18 protein-coding genes are annotated in these 21,195 nt (G+C 62.9%); 11 read left to right on the forward strand and 7 right to left on the reverse strand.

Annotated elements, in window-relative coordinates; translation table 11 throughout:
- Positions 1-464: 464 nt before the first annotated feature.
- A complete protein-coding gene (locus KK488_RS04045; RefSeq protein ID WP_214621846.1) occupies positions 465-1,112 on the forward strand; it encodes an NAD(P)H-dependent oxidoreductase in 648 nt (215 codons plus the stop codon).
- A gap of 225 nt (positions 1,113-1,337) precedes the next feature.
- Here KK488_RS04045 and glgP read toward each other — a convergent pair whose 3' ends face one another.
- The 5 genes from glgP to KK488_RS04070 form a co-directional block, all read right to left on the reverse strand.
- Entirely contained in the window at positions 1,338-3,038 is a 1,701-nt protein-coding gene (glgP, locus tag KK488_RS04050; RefSeq protein ID WP_214621847.1) for an alpha-glucan family phosphorylase, read from the reverse strand.
- A 56-nt stretch (positions 3,039-3,094) separates the two neighbouring features.
- Positions 3,095-4,351: a glucose-1-phosphate adenylyltransferase gene (locus KK488_RS04055; RefSeq protein ID WP_349356844.1), complete on the reverse strand. Its 1,257-nt coding sequence runs from the start codon at positions 4,349-4,351 to the stop codon at positions 3,095-3,097.
- 411 nt (positions 4,352-4,762) lie between these two features.
- A complete protein-coding gene (locus KK488_RS04060; protein WP_214621848.1) occupies positions 4,763-5,455 on the reverse strand; it encodes a phosphoribosyltransferase in 693 nt (230 codons plus the stop codon).
- A complete protein-coding gene (locus KK488_RS04065; protein WP_214621849.1) occupies positions 5,455-6,111 on the reverse strand; it encodes a dienelactone hydrolase family protein in 657 nt (218 codons plus the stop codon). Before KK488_RS04065 ends, KK488_RS04060 begins: the two co-directional genes overlap by 1 nt.
- A gap of 2 nt (positions 6,112-6,113) precedes the next feature.
- Positions 6,114-7,445: an erythromycin esterase family protein gene (locus KK488_RS04070; protein ID WP_214621850.1), complete on the reverse strand. Its 1,332-nt coding sequence runs from the start codon at positions 7,443-7,445 to the stop codon at positions 6,114-6,116.
- Positions 7,446-7,955: 510 nt separating this feature from the next.
- Between KK488_RS04070 and KK488_RS04080 the strand changes: the two genes are divergently transcribed.
- The 6 genes from KK488_RS04080 to KK488_RS04105 all read left to right on the forward strand — a co-directional run bounded on the left by KK488_RS04080 (position 7,956) and on the right by KK488_RS04105 (position 14,478).
- Positions 7,956-9,236: an Acg family FMN-binding oxidoreductase gene (locus KK488_RS04080; protein ID WP_250890053.1), complete on the forward strand. Its 1,281-nt coding sequence runs from the start codon at positions 7,956-7,958 to the stop codon at positions 9,234-9,236.
- Positions 9,237-9,847: 611 nt separating this feature from the next.
- Positions 9,848-11,335 carry a carotenoid oxygenase family protein gene (locus KK488_RS04085; RefSeq protein ID WP_214621851.1) on the forward strand — a complete coding sequence of 496 codons (1,488 nt, stop codon included), beginning with the start codon at positions 9,848-9,850 and terminating at the stop codon, positions 11,333-11,335.
- A complete protein-coding gene (locus KK488_RS04090; RefSeq protein WP_214621852.1) occupies positions 11,332-11,952 on the forward strand; it encodes a DUF3237 domain-containing protein in 621 nt (206 codons plus the stop codon). The genes KK488_RS04085 and KK488_RS04090 overlap by 4 nt, the downstream gene beginning before the upstream one ends.
- Complete coding sequence (locus KK488_RS04095) at positions 11,952-12,404, forward strand: DUF3237 family protein (protein ID WP_214621853.1); 453 nt, start codon at positions 11,952-11,954, stop codon at positions 12,402-12,404. The genes KK488_RS04090 and KK488_RS04095 overlap by 1 nt, the downstream gene beginning before the upstream one ends.
- Positions 12,405-12,445: 41 nt before the next feature.
- Complete coding sequence (locus KK488_RS04100; protein ID WP_250890054.1) at positions 12,446-13,372, forward strand: DUF8021 domain-containing protein; 927 nt, start codon at positions 12,446-12,448, stop codon at positions 13,370-13,372.
- Positions 13,373-13,503: 131 nt separating this feature from the next.
- A complete protein-coding gene (locus KK488_RS04105) occupies positions 13,504-14,478 on the forward strand; it encodes a helix-turn-helix domain-containing protein (RefSeq protein ID WP_214621854.1) in 975 nt (324 codons plus the stop codon).
- A gap of 43 nt (positions 14,479-14,521) precedes the next feature.
- Here the strand turns inward: KK488_RS04105 and KK488_RS04110 are convergent, their stop codons facing one another.
- Positions 14,522-14,710: a hypothetical protein gene (locus KK488_RS04110; protein ID WP_214621855.1), complete on the reverse strand. Its 189-nt coding sequence runs from the start codon at positions 14,708-14,710 to the stop codon at positions 14,522-14,524.
- Between the two features lie 120 nt (positions 14,711-14,830).
- Positions 14,831-16,720: a potassium transporter Kup gene (locus KK488_RS04115; RefSeq protein ID WP_349356849.1), complete on the reverse strand. Its 1,890-nt coding sequence runs from the start codon at positions 16,718-16,720 to the stop codon at positions 14,831-14,833.
- A gap of 240 nt (positions 16,721-16,960) precedes the next feature.
- On the opposite strand from KK488_RS04115, the gene KK488_RS04120 reads away from it, so the two are divergent.
- From KK488_RS04120 to kdpB, 4 genes are all read left to right on the forward strand, one after another.
- A complete protein-coding gene (locus KK488_RS04120; protein WP_214621856.1) occupies positions 16,961-17,257 on the forward strand; it encodes a DNA translocase FtsK 4TM domain-containing protein in 297 nt (98 codons plus the stop codon).
- Positions 17,258-17,353: 96 nt separating this feature from the next.
- Complete coding sequence (gene kdpF, locus KK488_RS04125; protein WP_214621857.1) at positions 17,354-17,443, forward strand: K(+)-transporting ATPase subunit F; 90 nt, start codon at positions 17,354-17,356, stop codon at positions 17,441-17,443.
- A gap of 12 nt (positions 17,444-17,455) precedes the next feature.
- A complete protein-coding gene (gene kdpA / locus KK488_RS04130; protein ID WP_214621858.1) occupies positions 17,456-19,159 on the forward strand; it encodes a potassium-transporting ATPase subunit KdpA in 1,704 nt (567 codons plus the stop codon).
- Between the two features lie 10 nt (positions 19,160-19,169).
- Complete coding sequence (kdpB, locus tag KK488_RS04135; protein WP_214621859.1) at positions 19,170-21,185, forward strand: potassium-transporting ATPase subunit KdpB; 2,016 nt, start codon at positions 19,170-19,172, stop codon at positions 21,183-21,185.
- The last annotated feature ends 10 nt before the right edge of the window (positions 21,186-21,195 follow it).

Below are 21,195 nucleotides of genomic sequence, written 5' to 3' on the forward strand. Positions count from 1 at the left end.
ATAGAGACTGAAATTCGAGCGAGAGGTTCTGAAAATGAGAAAGGCGCCTCACGAGGAGGCGCCCTAGTGTGGTGCCCCTAGACGGAGCAGCCGAAACCTTATTGCTGAAACGCGCCTTGCCCGCGATCGTTCCGGCTTGTCTGCGCTGATGCGACGAAGCGTGCGAGCCTTGGATAGATCGCCTCGAAACCGCCGGCAGCGACGCAGTCGGCTCGGCCAAGTGGGCGAGTTCTCGCGCCAGTCGCGCCTCTTGGCGCTCAATCTCCCGAGCCGCATCACGGAGCGAGGGAGCTCGTCATCCTCCATCCGCTTCACAAGCCTGGCCATGCGGGGTCGCCTCGTTCATCCTGTCGAACACATCAGGGCGGCGGGGAGCATGGCCAAACGCAACCTCCGTAAAATTGCGGAATGCGAGAGCCGGTGCCGGAGCCTAGAAATGCGAGCGATTTCTGAAGGGATAGAGAATGGCTGCGGGCACGAAACATACGGTTATCGTTAGCCACCCCTCCCCGGACAGCTTCAATCTTTCCGTCGCGCGGCGCTATGCCGCCGTTGCGCAAGAGCTCGGAGACGAGGTCGTCATTCGAGATCTGTATCGATTGAACTTTGACCCGATTCTCAAGGCCGAAGAGCAGCCTGGTGGCGGAGAGGCGACTCTCGCGCAGGACGTGAAGGCAGAGCTAAAAGCCCTGTCGGGAACCGATGTCTTCGTCATCGTCTATCCCATCTGGTTTGGCGGCCCGCCAGCGATGCTAAAAGGCTATATTGATCGCGTTCTGGGTGCGGGAATTAGGCATCTGGAAGTGCGTGGCCGTCATTCGCCCGCCCTGACGGGAGGCAAGCAACTCGTCTCCTTCACCTCATCCGGCAACAGTCGATATTGGTTCGAGGAACAGGGAGCGTGGATGGCGCTGCGTAACATTTTCGATACCTATCTCACCAACGCCTTTGCTTTGGCGAGCAACGATCATTTCCACTTCGATTGCATCACCAAGGCGATGAAGGAAGATGCAGTCCATGCCCGTCTGCGAGAAGTGGAAGATGTGGCACGAGCCACCTGTGCGAGATACGTGGCAGGAAAACCTGTTCAAGAATATCCTGTTCGGGACTGACCCCAAGCTGCCGTAACTTGTTGCCCGAACCAGATGGCTGCGGCTTCGACCGAGCCACCCTGTCTTGATCGGCGTGTACAACACCTGACCTGATGCGGCTTTTGCCAAGGCGGCGATCGTGACCGGAGCCGGCCATGAGACCCGCTCGCGGCGCGAGAAGGTGACCAATTCGGCGATAGACGGATCAGGGAATACTTGCGCAACCGGTGGCGCCGGTCCACCCGATCATCGCAGATAGGCCTCCGTCGCGTAGCGGCGCATCATGCGTTGGCTGTTGAAGTAGGAGGCCAGCTTGCTGATCGATTGCTTCATCATCCAGATCCAACGCGCGCGATCCTCGTAGAAGAGCGGCAGGACGGTTCCTTCGAGCTTGTCGTAGAGGTCGCTCGCATGATGCTCGCCCTGATGCCCGAGGTCCGTACCGATCGACCAGCCGGTCACGCCCTCGATCCAGCCCTCGACCCACCAGCCGTCAAGTATGCTCAGATTGAGCACGCCGTTGACTGACGCCTTCATTCCGCTCGTGCCGGACGCTTCGAGCGGCGGCAACGGCGTGTTGAGCCAGATGTCCGCGCCGCCGACGAGGGTCCTGGCAATATCGAGATCATAATTGGGAAGGAAAGCCATCTCGATCTTGCCGCGCATTGCGGCAATGTGGTCATTGATTTCGGCTATCAGCTGCTTTCCCTCAAGGTCATCGGGATGCGCCTTGCCTGCCCAGACGATCTGGAATGGATGGCGGGTGTGAATGGCCTCGAGCCGCTCCAGGTCGCTGAAGATCAGTTCCGGCCGCTTGTATCCGGTCATGCGGCGCGCGAAGCCGATGATCGGCCGGTCCGGGTCGAGCCGGACGCCCGTCTTCTGCGCGGTCATGTCGATGAGCTCGGCCTTGGCCTGCATATGCGCCTGCCAGATGGCATCGTCGGGAAGCTGATCCGCGCGGAAGAGGACTTCGGGCTCATGTGACCAGTGCGGAAAATGAGCCGTGAAGAGGTGGGCGAAGGCATTGTGAGCCCAGCTCGCGACATGAACGCCATTCGTGATGGCCCTCACATGATAACCGGGAAACATGCGCTCCGTCGTCTCGGCGTGGCGCTGGGCGACGCCGTTGACATAACCGCTCAGGGCCAGGGCGAGCTTGGTCATATTGCAGTCGTCGGACCCCGCATAGCGCTTGAGTTCCTCGATTGCGATGAAGCTACCGAGCTCGTGTTCGACGAGATCGTAGGGGAAACGGTCATGCCCGGCCTCCACGGGCGTATGCGTCGTGAAGATGCAGCGCTCCACGACATGCTCGGGGTCGTACAGAAGTGGAGGGCTGTCGATATGATTTGTGGGCCGGGGATGATGACGCAGCAACTCGGTGGTCAGGAAGGCGGAATGGCCTTCGTTCATGTGATAGCTGCGAATGATGAAGCCGAGCGCCTGCAAGATGCGCACGCCGCCAATGCCCAGCACAGCTTCCTGCCGCAGCCGATTTGTCAGATCCCCGCCATAGAGCCGGTCGGTGATCGTGCGATCGGCCGGATCGTTCTGGTCGAGATCCGTGTCGAGGAGAATGACGGGTACGCGGCTGCCAAGCGGGCTGGTGAGGACGTGAAGCCAGGGCCTGATCCAGACCTGCCGGCCTGCCAGCTCGATGGCGATCATGGCGTCAAGTGGTTCGGTCCATGCGCCAGGATCCCAGGGATCAGGACGGTCAATCTGATTGCCGTGATCATCCAGCTCCTGACGCAGATAGCCCGAGCGGCTCGCCAGCGACAGAAAGACGACCGGAAGCTGCAGGTCCGCGCAGGATCGCGCTGTATCGCCCGCCAATATGCCGAGGCCGCCGCTGTAGGTGTGTATCTCGGACCTTAACGCGATCTCCATCGTGAAATAGGCGATGTGCGTATTGTGGAGGAAGGCGTTGATAGGGTCTGCCATGAGCCTTTTTGTCCGGGGAACAGGTCGATATGCTGGCTGCCGGCCGGCGCGGCGCTTTACGCGGCAGACCGCACGTCATCCCGCATGGAAAGCCGGTCGATCATCTGCTGGGTGACGAGGCAGACGCCTCCCGCAGTACGGCGGAAGCGCTGCGCGTCGAAGTCCGGGTCTTCGCCCACGACCAGCCCTGCCGGAACCGTGACGCCGGCGTCGACGATGACGCGCTTGAGACGCGCGCCGGAACCGATGTGGCAATTGGGCAGGAGGAGCACTTCCTCCAGATTTGCATGATCGGCAATGTTCGTGCCGTCTGAAAGCAGAGAGCGCCTGACCCGTGAACCGGCGAGGACGCCGTCATGCACGATCAGGGGGGAGGTCATGTCCCGCCGCTGCGGAGCCCTCGCCGTCTGCAGCCGCTGAGTCCAGAGCGGCCATCGCTCGTCCTCCATATCGAAGCGCGGTCTGCGCGCCATCACGTCAAGATGAGCGGCGAAATAGGCGTCCAGTGTGCCGACATCGCGCCAATAGGCATTCACCTCCTCCGCGCTACGAACGCAGGAGTCGGCGAAGCGATGCGCGAATGCCCGGCCATGCTGGACGATATGGGGAATGATGTCGGCGCCGAAGTCATGGGACGATCCCAAATCGGCATCGTCGCGGTGAAGCGCATCCAGCAGGAATGCCGTGTCGAACACATAGATGCCCATGGAGGCCAGCGATGCGTCGGGATTGCCAGGCACAGCGGGCGGATCATGCGGCTTTTCGACAAAGGCCGTGATGCGATCGGCGACGTCGACATGCATGACGCCGAAGCCTCGCGCTTCCTCACGCGGCACCGTGATGCAGCCGACCGTCACATCGGCGCCGGTCGCGACATGCTGACGCAGCATCCGCCCATAATCCATCTTGTAGACATGGTCGCCGGCGAGAATGACGACGTGGCGGGGCGCACGGCGCTCGATGACGTCGATATTCTGGAAGACCGCGCCCGCCGTGCCCTCATAATATATTCCGCCGCTGCCTTCGGAGCCCGGCAAGATGTCGAGGCTGCCGTTGCGTCGGGTGGACAGAAAAGGCGATAGGCGCTCAATATGGCGGATGAGGGCGCGCTGTTTGTACTGCGTGGCGACGCCGATGCGAGGAATGCCGGAATTGAGCGCATTCGAAAGCGCGAAATCGATGATACGGGACCGGCCGCCGAAGGGGATGGCGGGCTTGGCGCAATCGTCGGTCAACTCCTTCAGTCGGCTGCCGCGCCCGCCGGCAAGCACGAAGGCCATGGAGTCGCAGGCAAGCTGTCCTTCTTTCGTCACGCGGAAACCTCCCTTCACATCATATCGTGAACCTTCGCCGGATCCCGGAAACGGCGGCAATCATCGTCGACAGTCGAGATTAGATTGCAGGAACAAATCCTTGGCTTGTTTGCCGGCCGGCGAGTGCGGCGGCCATTAGGGTTGTTACTTAACTGTGGTCGCAGCGAAGGGCGCAGCGTCTTGGACGATAAGGACGGCATCGGCAGGATGAGGATCAGCGCGGTGACGGTATTCGAGCGGTTGCAGCAAGTTCGCTGACGCGGGAGGCACGAGACGAATGACATCGTGAGGGCGGTTGCCGATCACGCGCGGCGTGCATTGTTGCTCATAGTGTGGCCCTGGTGACCTTTGGGCAATCCAGGCGGACCGGTTCGGCAGGATGAGACGACCGCCCGAATCTGTCCACGCAGCCTAGACGGCCGGAGAGGAAGGCGGGGGCTGCTGCTCCGTGCGAGCAGCACCGGCGAGCAGCTGCTTCACCTCCTCGTCGCTAGTCTGGCGGAAGTCGGCATAATGGACGCCGACAGCGTAGAATGGATAGGGCGACAGCAGGCAGATGATCTCGTCGCACTCATTGGCGAGCGACCTCAGCGCATCAGGCGGTGCCACCGGCACGGCGAGCAGGATCTTTCCGGCCCGCGCCCTGCGCAGGCCCTTGAGTGCGGCGCGCACCGTGCCACCGGTCGCGATTCCGTCATCCACCAGGATGACGTTGCGGCCTGTAAGATCGATCGGTTTCCTGTCGCCGAGATATTCCCGTCGGCGCCGATCGATTTCCCGAAGCTGTCGCGCCGTCTCGTTCCGGATATAGTCGCTGCCGGGGGAAAGTTCGCGGACGATCTCATCGTTCAGGACGGTCTGGGGATGGGCGCCATCGATAACCGCGCCGATGCCGAATTCCTCATGGCCGGGTGCCCCCAGCTTACGGACAAACAGGAGGTCGAGATCAGCGCCCAGCGCCTGCGCGATCTCATGCGCAACGGGCACGCCGCCACGCGGCAGCGCAAGGACGACGGGACGATCCGGGCAATGCCCCGCGATAGCCCGCGCGAGCCTGCGGCCGGCCTCCTCGCGATCCCTGAATGCCGGACGGGCGGAGGACATCACGGCCTCTCCTCAAGATGAAGAAGGAACCATCGCGCGGCATGCTCGATGACCATGTCCAGCGTGCCAGGCTCCTCGAACAGATGGTGCGCGCCGGGAACGATCACAAGCTCGGTCTGCGCCTGCATGTGCCGCATGGCTGTGCGATTGAGCTCGATCACGGGCACGTCGCGGCTGCCGACGATGAGCAGCGTGGGAGCGCGCACATGGGCGAGTGCGCGCGATCCGGCCAGATCGGGCCGTCCGCCGCGCGAGACGATGGCGCGGATGTCGCTTTTTTCCGCCGAGGCCGCCAGAAGGGCAGCGCCCGCGCCGGTGCTGGCGCCGAAATAGCCGATCGGCAGGCGCGCGAGCGCCGGCTGCAGCCTGGCCCAATCCGCCGCGCCCGAGAGTCGCCCGGCCAGGAGCGGAATGTCGAAGACATTGGCGCGGTCCTGCTCTTCCAGCGACGTCAGCAGGTCGATCAGCAGAGTTGCGAAGCCGGCGCGATGCAGGCCGTGCGCGACGTGCTTGTTGCGCGGACTGAGGCGCCCACTGCCGCTGCCATGCGCGAAGATGACGAGACCTTTTGGTCGATCCGGCAACCCCAACAGCCCCTTGAGGCCGTGGGGCTGAACCGTGACGGGCACGGGAGCGGCATCGACTGGCGTAGCCATCGTCACAGCCCGAACGGCCAGGTTTCCGGCGCGCCGTGCGGACGCTCGTCGGCGAGCGGCGTGACGGCACTGCTCTGCTCGAACCAGACCCAGGCGTCGAACTGTTCGGAGAGCACGGCCTGGAAATAATGGCTCAGCAATTCGGTCTCCGGTCGGTAGACGACGCCGATCGCGCGCTCCAGCAAGGGCGTGCGCAATATGTTCGCCAGCGCGTGCCGGTCGGCGCGACGCCAGTCCGTCAGCGTGCGCGCGAGGCCGGTGCGCCGGAAGGCATGCTCGTAACTGTCGGCCCGCGCCGGGAGGACGGTCTTGATGCGCATCGGCGTACCCCAATCGTCCGCGGCCGCGACTGTCCCCGTGTCGGTGCCGAAGCCGATGAGGACCGCATCGTCGCCATAGGCCGTGCGGCACAGCTCACCGATGTTGAACTCGCCGCGCCAGCCCATCGCGGTCGCGGCCGCGTTGCCGATATGGCTGTTATGGGCCCAGACCACGGCCTTGGCGCCGCCGCCGCGATGCCCGACCAACGCCTGGAGCGTGTTGAACATGTGTCGATCGCGCAGATTCCAGCTTTCAGCCGAGCTGCGGTACATCGCGCGATAATATTGCTCCGCGGCGCGCACGATGCGCGCGTTCTGCGTCGCATCGAACCAGCGCTCCCCATCCTGGCCGAGATAGTCGAGGCGCTTGGAAAGCAGGTCGCGCAGCTGGGCAACGGCGTTGTCCTCGCAGGTTGGCCGGCCTTTCCGCGCCACTGCCAAGCCATAATGGGCAGGGTCATCTTGCCATGGCGTGAGGCATCCATAGCGTTTCCGCGCCAGGGCGGCCTCGTCCGGATCGACCGTGTCGAGATAGGCCAGCACGGCGTGAATCGACTCGCTCAGGCTGTAAACATCGAGCCCATGAAAGGAGGCTCGCTGCGCCTCCGGCAGCCCGGCATTGTGGCCGCGAAGCCAGTCGGCGAACTCGAGCACTTCGACATTGCGCCACATCCAGGTGGGAAAGCGCGCGAACACGTCGCCCCGGCGAGGACGCGGCGCCTGATGCCGGACATAGTCGTCGATGCGGGCGGCGTCTGGCCAGTCCGCCTCCACGGCAACGATGCTGAATCCATGGTGGCGAATCAGATGGCGCGTGATGGCGGCGCGCGCGCGATAGAATTCGGAGGTGCCGTGCGTTGCCTCGCCGAGCAAAACGATCTGCGCGTCGCCGAAACGATCGAAGCAGGCGCCGAATTCCTCGGCGAGCGCAGGCGAAGGCAGCGGCTCGGCATGGCGTCGCAGCGCCTCGATCATCTCAGCGGGAGCTTCGCGCTCGATGCGATCATGAATCATGGCATTGCCTCCGGAACCGGGGCGGCCCTTTGCGACAATGGCCGGCACATGCGTCTGCGCCCAGATTCAACGATGGAATGCGCGTTTCTGGGCTGCGGCGATATCCGGACTCTCCCTTAAGGGGTCCGGGCGAACTGGCGACGGATCGGAATTGGTTTCAGTCATGGCGTGGGCCTGCACCATCGTCTCGGATCCCGGTTTTCCGAACCGGATGCAGGCCCCACCTCAAATTATCCTGTTCCAGCTGGCCGGCGACGAGCTTGCCTGCCTGGCAGCATGCTGAAAGCGTCGTTCAGACCCGCCCGCAAAAACCGGAATCGCGCCGGATCCACCGGGAAATTCCGAAGTAAGCCGTTGGTGACATGACTCGCAGACGGGCCCGTACAGGATCGTCCGCCATTCCATGTATTTCGGTGCACTCTTCTGCCTCGCCGGCACATCGCTCGTGCTCGGCGCGTAGTCGGGACCTGCGTAACCGCATTGCCGACGCGAAAACGATCGGCTCTGTTATTGCCGACACAACACTGCCGATCGCGCGATCCTTGGAGCCGATTTGCTCGGCACATTCTGCCACGCCCACGGGACTGTTTTGAATCCCGTCAACGAGGTCACGCTTCGCTGGAGTGGCATGACCATGACCAGGATCAAGGGGCCATCTTCCGAAGTGCGCTAACTGTCTGCGGACATTCTTCGCGAGGCGATATGGACAGGAGAACAATGCTCATTGGCGCCGGCGCCGCGTTCGTCACAGCCGGAAGCGGCATGATCGGCTGGCATGCGGCCGCCGGTTCGATGGCCGATTATGATCGCTATGCCGCCCGGCTGCGCGGCAGCCTGGCACCGCCCGATCTGCAGGCCATCGTGCGATATGCTACGCTGGCGGCCAGCGGCCACAACACGCAGCCCTGGCGATTTCGCCTCGACCGGGAGGCCATCGAAATTCGACCGGACTTCGGGAGGCGGACGCCCGTCGTAGATCCCGACGATCATCATCTGTACGTCAGCCTGGGATGCGCGGCGGCCAACCTCGCACTTGCCGCAGCCGCAACTGGTCGTTCCGGGGAATTGTCGATCGCTGCCGACGGTCGTGCGGTCCGTTACGATTATGCCTCGGGCGTCCCCAGGTGGGATGCCCTCTTCGACGCCATACCCAAACGCCAGTGCACGCGCGCCGAATATGACGGTCGCGCGGTGCCGGCCGCCGATCTTGCCGAAATCGAGCGAGCGGTGGCAACGCCGGGCGTGAGCCTCGCGCTCATCACCGATCGCGCGAGGATGAACCGAGTGCGCGATCTTGTCCTCGCCGGCAATGAAGATCAGATGCGCGATCCTGCTTTCATGCGTGAACTGGTTCAATGGATCAGGTTCAATCCGCGCAGCGCGATGGCGACGGGCGACGGGCTCTTTTCCGCGGCGAGCGGCAACCCTGTCCTGCCTTCCGGGCTCGGCCGGTTCGCATTCGACCGGCTGTTCAATGTCGGACAGGAAAATCGCAAATATGCGCGCCAGATCGACTCGTCCGCCGGGATCGCGATCTTTTTCGGCGAACGGGCAGACCCCGGTCACTGGATCAGGATCGGCCAGGCATGCCAGCGCTTCGCTCTGGCCGCGACGCATCTGGGACTCAAGATCGCCTTCATCAACCAACCTGTCGAAGTGAACCGCCTGCGCGCCGACCTCGCCGCGGTGGTCGGGGAAACCAGGAGGCCCGACCTGGTGATGCGCTTCGGCTATGGCCCCGCACTACCATTGTCGCCGAGGAGACCGGCGGCGTCGGTGATGCAGCCATGAATGGAGGAGTGGCGCACGCCGACCGCCCGGGCCTGCGCCGTCACCCTGGCGTTCTGGCCGCAATTTGATGCAGCGGAACGAGCCACGCTCCTTTTCGACCGCCGGTGCCGCACCGTTTCCGATCCGCAACGCCGCGTTCCCGAAGCACTGCGACCCCGTTTGCAGGCCTGACACAAAGCTTCTTCGTTCGCCTGCGAACACAACAATGTTCGCAATGAGATAAGCATGATCGATCGAGCGCGCCTATCCATCATGGGCAAGCCACGGCCGGACAGAAGCGGCTGGGCCGCGACCGGGCGGTGGATGGGAGGAAGTGGCGTGCTTGTCGCTTGCAGAAGAAACGCGATCGCACTCCTGGTTAGCTCCACGTTCGCAATTTCGTCTTTTACACCGGCGGTAGCCCTTCGCGTCCGGGCGCACGGGCGCGCGCATGAGTGAGCTTCTTTGATGACGGCCTCTTGCTGGGTCCGTCCGGGACGTTGCCGGCCTACCGCCCCCGGCCGGCTATCGCGGCGGCGGCGCCCGGCAGGCGCTGACGGACGAGGATTGGCGCAGACTTCATCCCTTCAATTGGCGCTGGAACGCCCGACACCGCTTCACGGAGATTACCCATGGTCCACAAGTTCGACGGTCCGGCAGCGACAGGCTTTTTCACCCCGCAGCGGTTCGATGCCGAAGTGCTCGATTGCGAGGTCGACGGGGTGATTCCTGCCGACATCGACGGCACGTTCTTCCGCGTCGGGGGGGAATGGTTCTATCCGCCAAAGTTCGCGGACGACGCCTTCCTTCATACCGATGGCTATGTCAGCAGTTTCCGGATCAGAAATGGCCGCGTGTCTTACAAGGGACGCTTCGTGCGCACCCCGCGTTTCAAATCCAATCTCGAAGCCGGCCGCCAGCAATTCGGCTATTACCGCAATCGCTTCACGGATGATCCGGCTGTCGCCGGGCTCGACGCGACCGTCTCGAACACGGCACCCCTCGTCCATGCCGGCAAGCTCTTCACGCTCAAGGAAGACGCGCTGCCCTATCAGATCGATCCGGTGACGCTCGAAACCATCGGACCATGGAATTTTGGCGGCGCATACAAAAGCCAGACCTTCACCGCGCATCCCAAGATCGACCCGCTGACGGGCGAGATGATCACGTTCGGCTATGAGGCGACTGGTCCCGCGAGCGACGACCTATTCCTCTATTACGTCGACAAGGCGGGCAAGGTCGGCCGGGAAGTTCGCCTCAAGGTTCCCTATGTCTCCATCATCCATGATTTCGCGGTGACGCAGAAGCATGTGATCTTTCCCTTCGCCTGCTACACGACCAGTCTCGAGCGACTGAAGGCCGGCAAGATCCACTGGGGCTGGGACAAGCAGCTGCCAAGCATGATTGGCATTCTGCGCCGCGATGGCGACGGGTCCGACATCCGCTGGTTCAAGGGCCCGGAGCGCTGCATGATGCATGTGTTCAATGCCCACAGCCTCGGCGACAAGGTGATCCTCTACGCGCCCTTCTACGAGTCCAACTTCTTCCCCTTCTTCCCCAATGTGGACGGCTCGCCCTGGGACCCATCCAAGGCGGTCTCCCATGTTCGTAAACTCACCTTCGACCTGAGCAAGCCCGGCGACGGCTGGGAAGAAGAGATCCTGTTTCACACACCGATCAGCGACCTCGGCAAGGTCGATCAGCGCTTCACCACACTGCCGCAGCGCTATGCCTTCACCAACTTCTCCGACCCCACGCGGCCGTTCGACGAAGCGCGGGCCGGCAATATGCGTGGGCGCGTTTCAAACAGCTATGGCCGCTTCGATCTGCACACCGGCGCGCTCGATCGCTATTTCGTGGGCGAGACCCATACGCTGCAGGAATGCAGCTTCGTGCCGCGGCGGGGCAGCACGGCGGAGGGCGATGGCTATCTGATCGGCACGGCGTCGAACCTTGCCGAAATGCGCACCGAGCTCATCATCGCCGACGCGCAGCGACTGAGCGAGGGCGATATTGCGCGCGTCTACCTGCCGTTCCGAGCCGGAACGCAAGTGCATGGCTATTGGTGGGACGCAGAGGAAATCGGCACGCCAACATCGCAAGGAGGGCACTCGTCATGATCGATCGTCGAGAATTGTTGGCCGGCATGTCCGCCGCCGGAGTCCTGGCTAATTTCAGCGAGCCCTCGGAGGCGGCCGAACCGGCCCGGGCGGCATTGCCCCCCATCAAGGAAATGGCCGGCGTCCGCTATCGCTGGGCCTTTTCGGTCAGCGTGTTCTTCAAGGAACGCATCGCGATCGACGCACCGTTTCGCCGTACCTTTGTTCCGGCAATCGGCGGCGACATCTGGGGTCCGCGACTTCAGGGCAAGGTCGTCCCCTATGGCGGTGCCGATTTCGGTGGCGGCGGCGGTCCGCTGGACGCGCACTACATCTTTCAGGCATCGGACGGACATTATATCTACATCAACAATCGCGGCTACATGCGACGTGTGGACTGGGACCCGATCACGGCGCTGGACCGGCCGCTTCCGCCGCTCAAGCCCGGCGAACGGATCAAGCAGGATTTCGTCGCGCCGCCCGATTCCCAGGTGCCGCTGCGTATGCGCACCTCGCCCTTCTTCGAGGCGCCAAGGAACAGTCCACACGACTGGATGAACCATACGCTGTTCATCGGCCACGGGCTGCGTCGAACGGATCCTGACCGAACCATCTTCACATATTACGAGGTGCTGTGATGGAGCAGTTTTCGATTCCCGCCGACCGCTCACCGGATCTCGTCGCGGACATCGGCTTCAAGCCGGCCTTCGAGGTGACGCTGAGCTATGCCCCCACGCATCAGGAAGCGACGCCGCACGGAGAGCGGATCTTCAAGCTGATCACCGGCGGTACCGTGACCGGACGGATCGAAGGCGCCGTCTATCCGCATGGTGCAGGCGAATATTCGCTGCGGCGGGCTGACGGCGTCACCGATGTGAACGGCCATGTCCTCATACAGGATCAGAAGGGCGAATGGCTCTATGTCCGCAACATCGGCTTTGCCCGCATGGACGGCTATTATCGCGTCACCAGCTGGGTCGATGCCGATGTGCGCAGTGAACATAGCTGGGTCTTGGGCCTGTTCTTCATCGGTATCGCCAAGCCAGCTGCCGAGGGCGTGCTGACGATTAGCTATTACGAGGTCCTGTGACGTCGAACGCAGAACAAGGGCAAACAGAGGAACGGCGGGACATGAAGCGCTACTTATTCGCCATGGCGGGACTAATGATGGCGGCCTCCACGCCGACCATGGCCGCGGGAAAAGGGCAGTCGCAGTCCTGTGACAAGGCTTGTCTCGAAGGCATCGGCAACCAGTACCGCGCCGCCTATCTCAAGCACGATGCCTCGGCCGCGCCCTTTGCCAAGCATGTCCGCTACAGCGAGAACAATGTCGAGATGCCGTTCCCCGACGGGACCTGGGACACGGTGACCGAAGATGTCGGGCCATCGCTTCTGCTTTCGGACCCGACAATGGGCACGGTCGGCCTCTACATGGGCATTCGCCAGCGCGCGGTACCCGGCTTTCTGGCCGTTCGGCTGAAAATCGAAGGGCGCCGGATCACCGAGGTGGAACATATCATTTCGACCCGGCGCAACCTGTCGAGCCCGCCGACGCCAATTGGCGAGGTGGGCAGCTTCACTTATGATCCGATCATCGAGCAGACCATACCGCCCGCTCAGCGGGCAAGCCGTGCGTCTCTGACCAAACATGCTCATGGCTATTTTGACACCCTGCAGCACAATGACGGCGAAATTCGCGGCACCTGCTTTCACGAGGACGCGACCCGGCGCGAGAACGGGATGCTGTTTTCCGACATCAAGGGCGGCTTCAAGTCCGGACGCTATGCATTCAACAACCGGGTAAGGCGCGAGATCGTGCTGGTCGACGAGGCGCGCCAGGTGGTGATGGCGCGCGGCTTCATCGACCACAAGGGCGTGCTCGACGAGTATCGGCTGAGCGATGGAACCATGACCAAGTCGGTTTTTCAGGAACCCCAGAGCTGGGGCCTGCTGGAGATGTTCAAAGTGACGGAGGGATGCATCGCGGCCGTCGTCGCGACCTTCTATCAGGCGCCCTATTACACCGTGTCGCCCTGGACATCGGCCGGCCGGCGCTAGCAGTCATGTGCGGGCGGGGCGGTACAGCTCCGTCGCAAAAGGCAGAGTGTCCGTTCGAATTGACCTCTGCCTGATTGACGGCATAATGGCATGCAAACGGGCCGACGAAGCCGCAGGGTTCGGGAGGGCGCATGGGGCGGGTGCATTCCGTTTCGACTGTCGGCATTGCCGCGGCCGAGCGGGTCTTTTTCTGGAACTCGGGCTCCAGCGCAATCGGCGGCGTGAGGGCGACGCCATTGGCCGACATATTCGACGCCGAGGCTTCAACCCGCATCCTGGGACGCCTCCTCGTCTTCGGCTTGAAGGCCGGTCCCCATCATGTCGCGAGCCCGGCCCATTGCCGGATGCCCGGATGTGAGGAGGATTTCCTGCGCGTTCGATTTCAGCGAAGCGGCGAAAGTCTGGTCGAGCAGAGCGGCGTGCGCCACACCATCCGGGCCGGCGAATGGCTCGTGATCGATGGTGCTCGTCCGCATAGTGTCGTCAATGAACGCGATGCGAGCCAAATTTCCCTGCAACTGCCAAAGTCGCTCCTGTCGGAGCGTGATTATCGGCTGGCAACGACGCTGAGCGCACCCATTGAGACGCGCGGGCGTATCAGCAAGCTCCTGTTCGAATGCCTGCGCATGACGATCGAGGACCTGGACGATTTGAGCGATCCGGCGGAACAGGAGCTGGGCCTTTCGCTTCTCGAGATGCTGCGGATCATCATCAACGACGCGAGCTCGGCGCACGAGCGCGCCAGCAGCCGCGATGCGCTGGAACGGCGCGTGCACGACTATGTTAGGTGCAATTTGAGCAATCCCGCTCTCTCGGTCGAGACGATCGCCACAGCCATGGGTTGCTCGCCGCGTTACATTCACAAGGTCTTCGAAGGCCAGGAATCGGTTTCCCGGATGATATGGTCGCTTCGGCTGCAGCGTTGTAAAGAGGCGCTGATGGCGACGAGCGGCACGAGCGCGACGCTGACCGAGTTGGCCTATAATTTCGGCTTCAGCAACTCGGCTCATTTCAGCCGCGCCTTCAAGGAGCGTTTCGGAACCACACCCAGTGCATTTCGCTCCAAGGTCCTCGAAAATCGAGCGAACAAGTCGTGGATGATTTGAGAGACCGAGGGACGAAATGACGGAATAGAGGGCGAGGCCAGGGCTATCCTTCCGAAACCGGCGACTGACCGTGCCGATGACTCCTAAGTCTGATTTCGAACAACAGCGCTGCGCAGCCGCTATACACGATCGTCGCCGCCATCAGGATCGCAGCCTTGCGCCCGTCTGGCTCGCGGATGAGCGAGATCGTGATCAGCGTGATGAAGGCAGCGGGGAAGATGGTGTAGGTCACCAGCTTCAGCGCGCCGTTATGGATCGACCCAGGGCAGAAGGAGAAGAAGTTCGGCGGTGTGATCGGTTTCGACGTCTAACTGAGGCCCACGGTTAGACATTCCTGCCGCGGCAGCCTTTGCTAGATCTCGACCTGACTTCCCAGTTCGATCACCCGGTTGGTCGGCAGTTTGAAGAACTCCATGGCGCTCGCCGCGTTGCGGACCATCCAGGCGAAAAGCTTCTCGCGCCACAGCGGCATGCCGGGCCGTGCCGAGGGGAGCAGGGTCTGGCGCGCCAGGAAATAACTCGTGTCCATGCTCCTGAAGGGTTCGCCAGCATTTTTGATCCGCGCCAGTTCTGCCGGAATATCGGCCTCGTCCATGAAGCCGAATTTCAACACGATCTGGTAGTATCCCTGCCCAAAGGCGGTGACCTCGGCGCGATCCTTCATCGCGACGTGGGGCACCTGCTGCGTCGACACGTTCAGCACGACGACGCGCTCGTGCAGCACCTTGTTGTGCTTGAGATTGTGCAGCAGCGCCGGCGGGATCGTATCGGTCGTGGAGTTGAGGAAAATCGCCGTGCCCGGGACTCGCTTGACCGATTGAGCGGCGGACTTGATGAACACCTCGACGGGCATTGCGCCTTCCGCGAGCCGCTCCCGCATCAATCTCCGCCCGGTAGCCCAGGTCGTCAGCAGCAGGAAGACCACGGCGGCGACCAGTAACGGGAACCAGCCGCCGTCAGGGACTTTCGTGACGTTGGACGCGAAGTAGAGCCCGTCGATGAGCAGGAAGATGCCGGTGACGAGACCCGCGATAACCGGCGGCCACTTCCACACCGCGAACGTCAGCACGCCCAGCATGCAGGCGGTGATGAACATCGTGCCGGTAACGGCGATGCCATAGGCCGCCGCCAGATTGCTCGAACTCCCGAAGCCGATTGCCAGCAGGATGACCAGGACGAGCAGGCCCCAGTTGACCAGCGGTACGTAGATTTGCCCGGCCGCTTTCGCGCTGGTGTGCAAAATCCGCAGTCTCGGCAGGAAGCCAAGCTGGACGGCCTGCTGCGAGACCGAAAAGGCGCCGGAAATGACAGCCTGACTGGCGATGATGGTGGCCATTGTGGCAAGAATTACCAGCGGAAGGCGCGCCCAGTCCGGCGCCATCAGAAAGAAGGGATTCTCGACCGCCGCTGGATTGCGCAGGATCATCGCCGACTGGCCGAGATAGTTGAGCATCAGGCATGGAAAGGCGACATAGAGCCACGAGACCATGATTGCCTTGCGCCCGAAGTGGCCCATATCGGCATAGAGTGCTTCGGCGCCCGTAACCGCCAGCACGACCGATCCCAAAGCCAGGAAGGCCAGTGTCGGATCAAGCAGGAAGAAATGGAGCGCATGCCAAGGGTTGAGCGCCCAAAGCACTTCGGGCGCCTGGGCGATCCAGGTGATGCCGAGAACGGCCAGCACGGCGAAATAGACGATGATGACGGGGCCGAACAGGCGGCCGACGCTGGCCGTGCCGCGGGACTGGATGGCGAAGAGAAAGACGAGGATGGCGATCGTGATCGGCAGGACCAGCTGCGTCAGCTCTGCCCTGACGGTCGTCAACCCCTCGACCGCTGACAGTACCGAAATGGCCGGGGTGATGATCGCGTCGCCATAGAAGAGCGCTGTCGCCACGACCCCCAGCATGATGATTGCCGTGCTGCCCCGCGCTGTCGTGAGTTTGCGCGTGATGAGGGCAAGGAGCGCAAGACTGCCGCCTTCACCCTTGTTGTCCGCCCGAAGGATCAGGAAGACATATTTCAGCGTCACGATCAGCATCATCGTCCAGAAGATCAGCGACAGGACGCCGTAGATGTGCGCCTGGTCCACCGCCAGCGGATGATGGCCGATGAAGCTCTCCTTGAGGGCGTAAAGCGGCGAGGTGCCGATATCGCCGAACACCACGCCGATAGCGCCGAGCGCCAGCGCACTGAGCTTTTCCGAATGGGCGTGAGCGTGATCGGCCTCCGCCGGCTGCACAGCTTGCAAGCAATCCGACCTTTCGATTGATGTCGACCTCCCCGGGGCCGGCGCCAATGCGCTCTATTCCCCGCCTCACGTTTGCACCACGAACTTTATGGAATCTTTATGCGGCGGGCCAAATTCCCCGTGGAACCTTAATCGCCCCCTGTACCACATGGGCATCCGTAATGTCCCTCATTGGATGCGACCCGAGAAGTGCGATCCTGCATTTCGACGGCGCAGCGGAGTGCCTCGATCATGAGCACGATCTTGCGTCGGCTCGAAACCAGACAAGGCCGGTGGATGGCGGAAATGGTCCTGCGTGCACTCGGCCTGGCGTTGCTGGGTCTGTGCGTGGCGGCGAGCCTGTGGCTATACCATTCGGTCCACCGATCGCCGATGCATGAGCATGTTCTGGAGTGGGCCGGTGCGATGGTCATCGTCATGAGCTGGAGTGCCGGCGGCGCGCTGCTGACGGTCGGTCCTGGCCTCTTCGAGCAAATCGAACTGCCTGCGCGATACGTCCGTTTCCCCGTTACCAAAGGACCGGAATGATGAACGATTTGATCTGGCTCGGCGTGCTCGCCGGGCTGTTCTTGCTCACGCTCGCATTTGCGCGCCTGTGCGACGATGCATGAGGAGAGAACGACCGTGACACTGCAACTCACCCTGGCTGGCGCGACCGCGCTCGGCCTTCTGCTTTATCTCGTGGCCGTGCTCCTGCGGCCCGAGCGTTTCTGAAGGAGGTTGGCCATGACCGCGCAAGGCTGGACGCTGATCCTCGTTTTCACCGTCCTCATCGTCGCCCTCGCCAAGCCCATGGGCATGTGGCTGTTCGCGCTCTACGAAGGGCGGCGCACGCCGTTCCACGCCGTCCTCGGCCCGGTCGAGCGCGGCTTCTACAAACTTGCCGGCATCGATCCGAACGCCGAGCAGAACTGGCGGCGCTACGCTCTCCATATGCTGCTCTTCCAGCTGGCGGCACTACTGTTCACCTATGCGATCCTGCGCTTGCAGGGCGTGCTCCCGATGAACCCGCGCGGCCTCGCTGGCATTGGTGCGGACGGCGCGATGAACACCGCGATCAGCTTCACCACCAACACCAACTGGCAATGGTACTCCGGCGAGGTCGCACTGTCGAACCTTAGCCAGATGGTGGGCCTCACCATCCACAATTTCCTGTCGGCCGCGACCGGCATCGCCATCGCCTTTGCCATGTTCCGCGGGTTCGCGCGGCGACAGACAAGTGGGATCGGCAACTTCTGGGCCGATATGACGCGCGTGACGCTCTATCTGCTGCTGCCGCTCTGCCTCGTCTATGCGATCTTCCTGATCGCCAGCGGCGTGCCCCAAACCTTCGCCAGCCTCGTCGATGCGACGACGCTCGAAGGCGTGAAGCAGCATATCGTCGTCGGTCCCGTTGCGTCGCAGGAAGCGATCAAGATGCTCGGCACCAATGGCGGTGGCTTCTTCAATGCCAACAGCGCACATCCGTTCGAGAATCCGACGGCGCTCACCAACCTTGTCCAGATGCTGTCGATCTTCTCGATTGGCGTTGGCCTCAGCTGGTGCTTCGGCAAGGCGGTGGGCAATCCACGTCAGGGCTGGGCGATCCTCGGCGCGATGATGGTCCTGTTCCTCGCCGGCGTCAGCATCGTCTATTGGCAGGAAGCGGCGGGCAATCCGATGCTGCATCAACTGGGCCTCCCCGGCGGCAACATGGAAGGCAAGGAAGTCCGCTTCGGCCTTGCCGCCTCGGCCCTCTTCTCGGTCATCACCACGGCCGCCTCGTGCGGCGCGGTCAATGCGATGCACGACAGCTTCACGGCGCTCGGCGGCCTTGTGCCCATGTTCAACATCCAGCTCGGCGAGATTGTGGTCGGCGGGGTTGGCGCGGGTATCTACGGCTTCCTGCTGTTCGCCGTCCTGGCCGTGTTCGTCGCGGGCCTCATGGTCGGGCGTACACCGGAATATGTCGGCAAGAAGATCGAGAGTCGGGAGGTCAAGCTGGCCGTGCTCGCCATTGCCGTGCTGCCGCTCTGTATCCTGGGCTTCACGGCACTCGCCTCAGTGCTGCCCCAGGGCCTCGCTGGTCCGCTCAACAAGGGGCCGCATGGCTTCTCCGAGATCCTCTACACCTTCAGCTCGGCGACCGGAAACAATGGTTCAGCCTTCGCTGGCATCACCTCCGGAACGCCTTTCTATAACGGCCTCATCGGCATCGCGATGTGGATCGGCCGCTTTTTCATGATCGTGCCGGTGCTGGCCATTGCCGGCAGCCTGGCCGCCAAAAAATACACGCCCGAGACCTCGGGGTCTTTCCCTACCACGGGCCCGCTTTGGGTAGGCCTGCTGGTCTCGATCATCCTGATCGTGGGCGGTCTCACTTTCCTTCCCAGCCTCGCGCTCGGTCCGATCGCCGATCATCTCGCGATGATCCACGGCCAGCTCTTCTGAGGGCATAGACATGACAACTGCATCCTCGATCTTTTCGGCAAAGCTCGTCGGTCCGGCGATCGGCAACGCCTTCAGGAAGCTCAATCCACGTGAACTGGTGAAGAACCCCGTGCTCTTCACCACCGCCGTGGTGGCGCTCCTCCTCACAGTCCTGCTCGTCGCAGGTGGCGAGAAGCTCGCGTTCGGCTTCCAGGTCCAACTCATCGTCTGGCTCTGGCTTACCGTTCTGTTCGGCACATTTGCCGAGGCGCTCGCCGAAGGGCGAGGGCGGGCTCAGGCGGCGTCGCTGCGCGCCGCCAAGTCCGAGCTGGTCGCCCGATTGCCGGACGGGAAGACGGTGCCCGCGTCACAACTGAAGCGCGGCGACATCGTTGTCGTCGGGACTGGCGACCTGATCCCGGCTGACGGCGAGGTCACCGAAGGCGTCGCCTCCGTCAATGAGGCGGCCATCACCGGCGAGAGTGCGCCCGTGATCCGTGAGGCCGGGGGCGATCGCTCCGCTGTCACCGCAGGCACGCGGGTTATCTCCGACCATATCAAGATGCGTGTGACGCAGGAGCCGGGCCAGGGCTTCCTCGACCGCATGATCGCGCTTGTCGAGGGCGCGGAGCGGCAGAAGACGCCGAACGAGATCGCGCTCACGATCCTGCTGGTGGGGCTCACAATCATCTTCCTGATCGCCGTGGCGACCATCCCAAGCTTTGCCAGCTATGCCGGGGGTCACATCCCTGTCGCGCTGCTGGCCGCACTGCTGATTACGCTTATCCCGACGACAATCGCCGCATTGCTTTCGGCCATTGGCATTGCCGGAATGGACAGGCTGGTGCGCTTCAACGTACTCGCCAAGTCCGGCCGTGCCGTCGAGGCGGCGGGTGACGTGGACGTGCTGCTGCTCGACAAGACCGGCACGATCACCATCGGCGACAGGCAGGCGAGCGAGTTTCGTCCGGTGACGGGTGTCGAAGTATCGGAGCTGGCGGATGCCGCGCTGCTGGCGAGCCTCGCCGACGAGACACCCGAGGGCCGTTCCATCGTGACACTCGCCCGCGAGAGGTTCGGTGTGAAACAGGCCGCGCTGCCGTCTGGGGCCGAAGTCATACCCTTCACGGCGCAAACCCGCATCTCCGGGGTCCGCGCCGAGGGCTCGCTGATCCAGAAGGGTGCCGTGGACTCGGTGTTCAAGGCTAATCCTGGTTCGGGCGACAGCGCGCAGGCCAACGAGTTGCGCCGCATTACTGACGAGATCGCCCGTGGCGGCATGACGCCGCTGGCTGTCGCGCGGGACGGTCGCATCTTGGGTGCGGTGGCGCTCAAGGATGTGATCAAGGCGGGCGTGCGCGAGCGCTTCTCCGAGTTGCGCCGCATGGGCATCCGCACCGTGATGATCACCGGCGACAATCCGCTCACCGCAGCGTCCATTGCGGCGGAGGCGGGCGTCGACGATTTCCTCGCCGAGGCAACGCCCGAGGACAAGCTGGACCTCATCCGCAAGGAGCAGCAGGGCGGACGCCTCGTCGCCATGTGTGGCGACGGCACCAACGACGCGCCGGCATTGGCCCAAGCCGACGTCGGCGTCGCCATGAACACCGGAACGCAGGCCGCGCGCGAGGCCGGCAACATGGTCGATCTCGACAGCGACCCGACCAAGCTCATCGAGATCGTTGGCCTGGGCAAGCAACTCCTCATGACCCGCGGCGCGCTCACCACCTTCTCGGTGGCGAACGATGTCGCCAAATATTTCGCGATCATCCCGGCGATGTTCGTCGTGCTCTATCCGGGGTTGGCTGTGCTCAACATCATGGGGCTTTCGTCGCCGAACAGCGCGATCCTCTCGGCCATCATCTTCAATGCGCTGATCATCCCGCTGCTCGTTCCGCTGGCGCTCAAGGGCGTCAAGTATCGCGCGATCGGCGCAGGCCCGCTGCTCGCGCGCAATCTGGCCGTTTACGGGCTGGGCGGCCTCATCGCTCCCTTCATCGGCATAAAGCTCATCGACCTGGCGGTCGCCGGGCTTGGCCTCGCCTGAGGACAAATAT

The sequence above is a fragment of the Sphingobium nicotianae genome (assembly GCF_018603885.1).
Taxonomy (GTDB): Bacteria; Pseudomonadota; Alphaproteobacteria; order Sphingomonadales; family Sphingomonadaceae; genus Sphingobium; species Sphingobium nicotianae.

Coding starts and splice junctions, on each gene's coding strand:
- KK488_RS04045 (WP_214621846.1), top strand. CDS start 465: ATGGCTGCGGGCACGAAACATACGGTTATCGTTAGCCACCCCTCCCCG.
- glgP (WP_214621847.1), bottom strand. CDS start 3,038: ATGGCAGACCCTATCAACGCCTTCCTCCACAATACGCACATCGCCTAT.
- KK488_RS04060 (WP_214621848.1), bottom strand. CDS start 5,455: ATGTCCTCCGCCCGTCCGGCATTCAGGGATCGCGAGGAGGCCGGCCGC.
- KK488_RS04065 (WP_214621849.1), bottom strand. CDS start 6,111: ATGGCTACGCCAGTCGATGCCGCTCCCGTGCCCGTCACGGTTCAGCCC.
- KK488_RS04070 (WP_214621850.1), bottom strand. CDS start 7,445: ATGATTCATGATCGCATCGAGCGCGAAGCTCCCGCTGAGATGATCGAG.
- KK488_RS04085 (WP_214621851.1), top strand. CDS start 9,848: ATGGTCCACAAGTTCGACGGTCCGGCAGCGACAGGCTTTTTCACCCCG.
- KK488_RS04090 (WP_214621852.1), top strand. CDS start 11,332: ATGATCGATCGTCGAGAATTGTTGGCCGGCATGTCCGCCGCCGGAGTC.
- KK488_RS04095 (WP_214621853.1), top strand. CDS start 11,952: ATGGAGCAGTTTTCGATTCCCGCCGACCGCTCACCGGATCTCGTCGCG.
- KK488_RS04100 (WP_250890054.1), top strand. CDS start 12,446: ATGAAGCGCTACTTATTCGCCATGGCGGGACTAATGATGGCGGCCTCC.
- KK488_RS04105 (WP_214621854.1), top strand. CDS start 13,504: ATGGGGCGGGTGCATTCCGTTTCGACTGTCGGCATTGCCGCGGCCGAG.
- KK488_RS04120 (WP_214621856.1), top strand. CDS start 16,961: ATGAGCACGATCTTGCGTCGGCTCGAAACCAGACAAGGCCGGTGGATG.
- kdpA (WP_214621858.1), top strand. CDS start 17,456: ATGACCGCGCAAGGCTGGACGCTGATCCTCGTTTTCACCGTCCTCATC.
- kdpB (WP_214621859.1), top strand. CDS start 19,170: ATGACAACTGCATCCTCGATCTTTTCGGCAAAGCTCGTCGGTCCGGCG.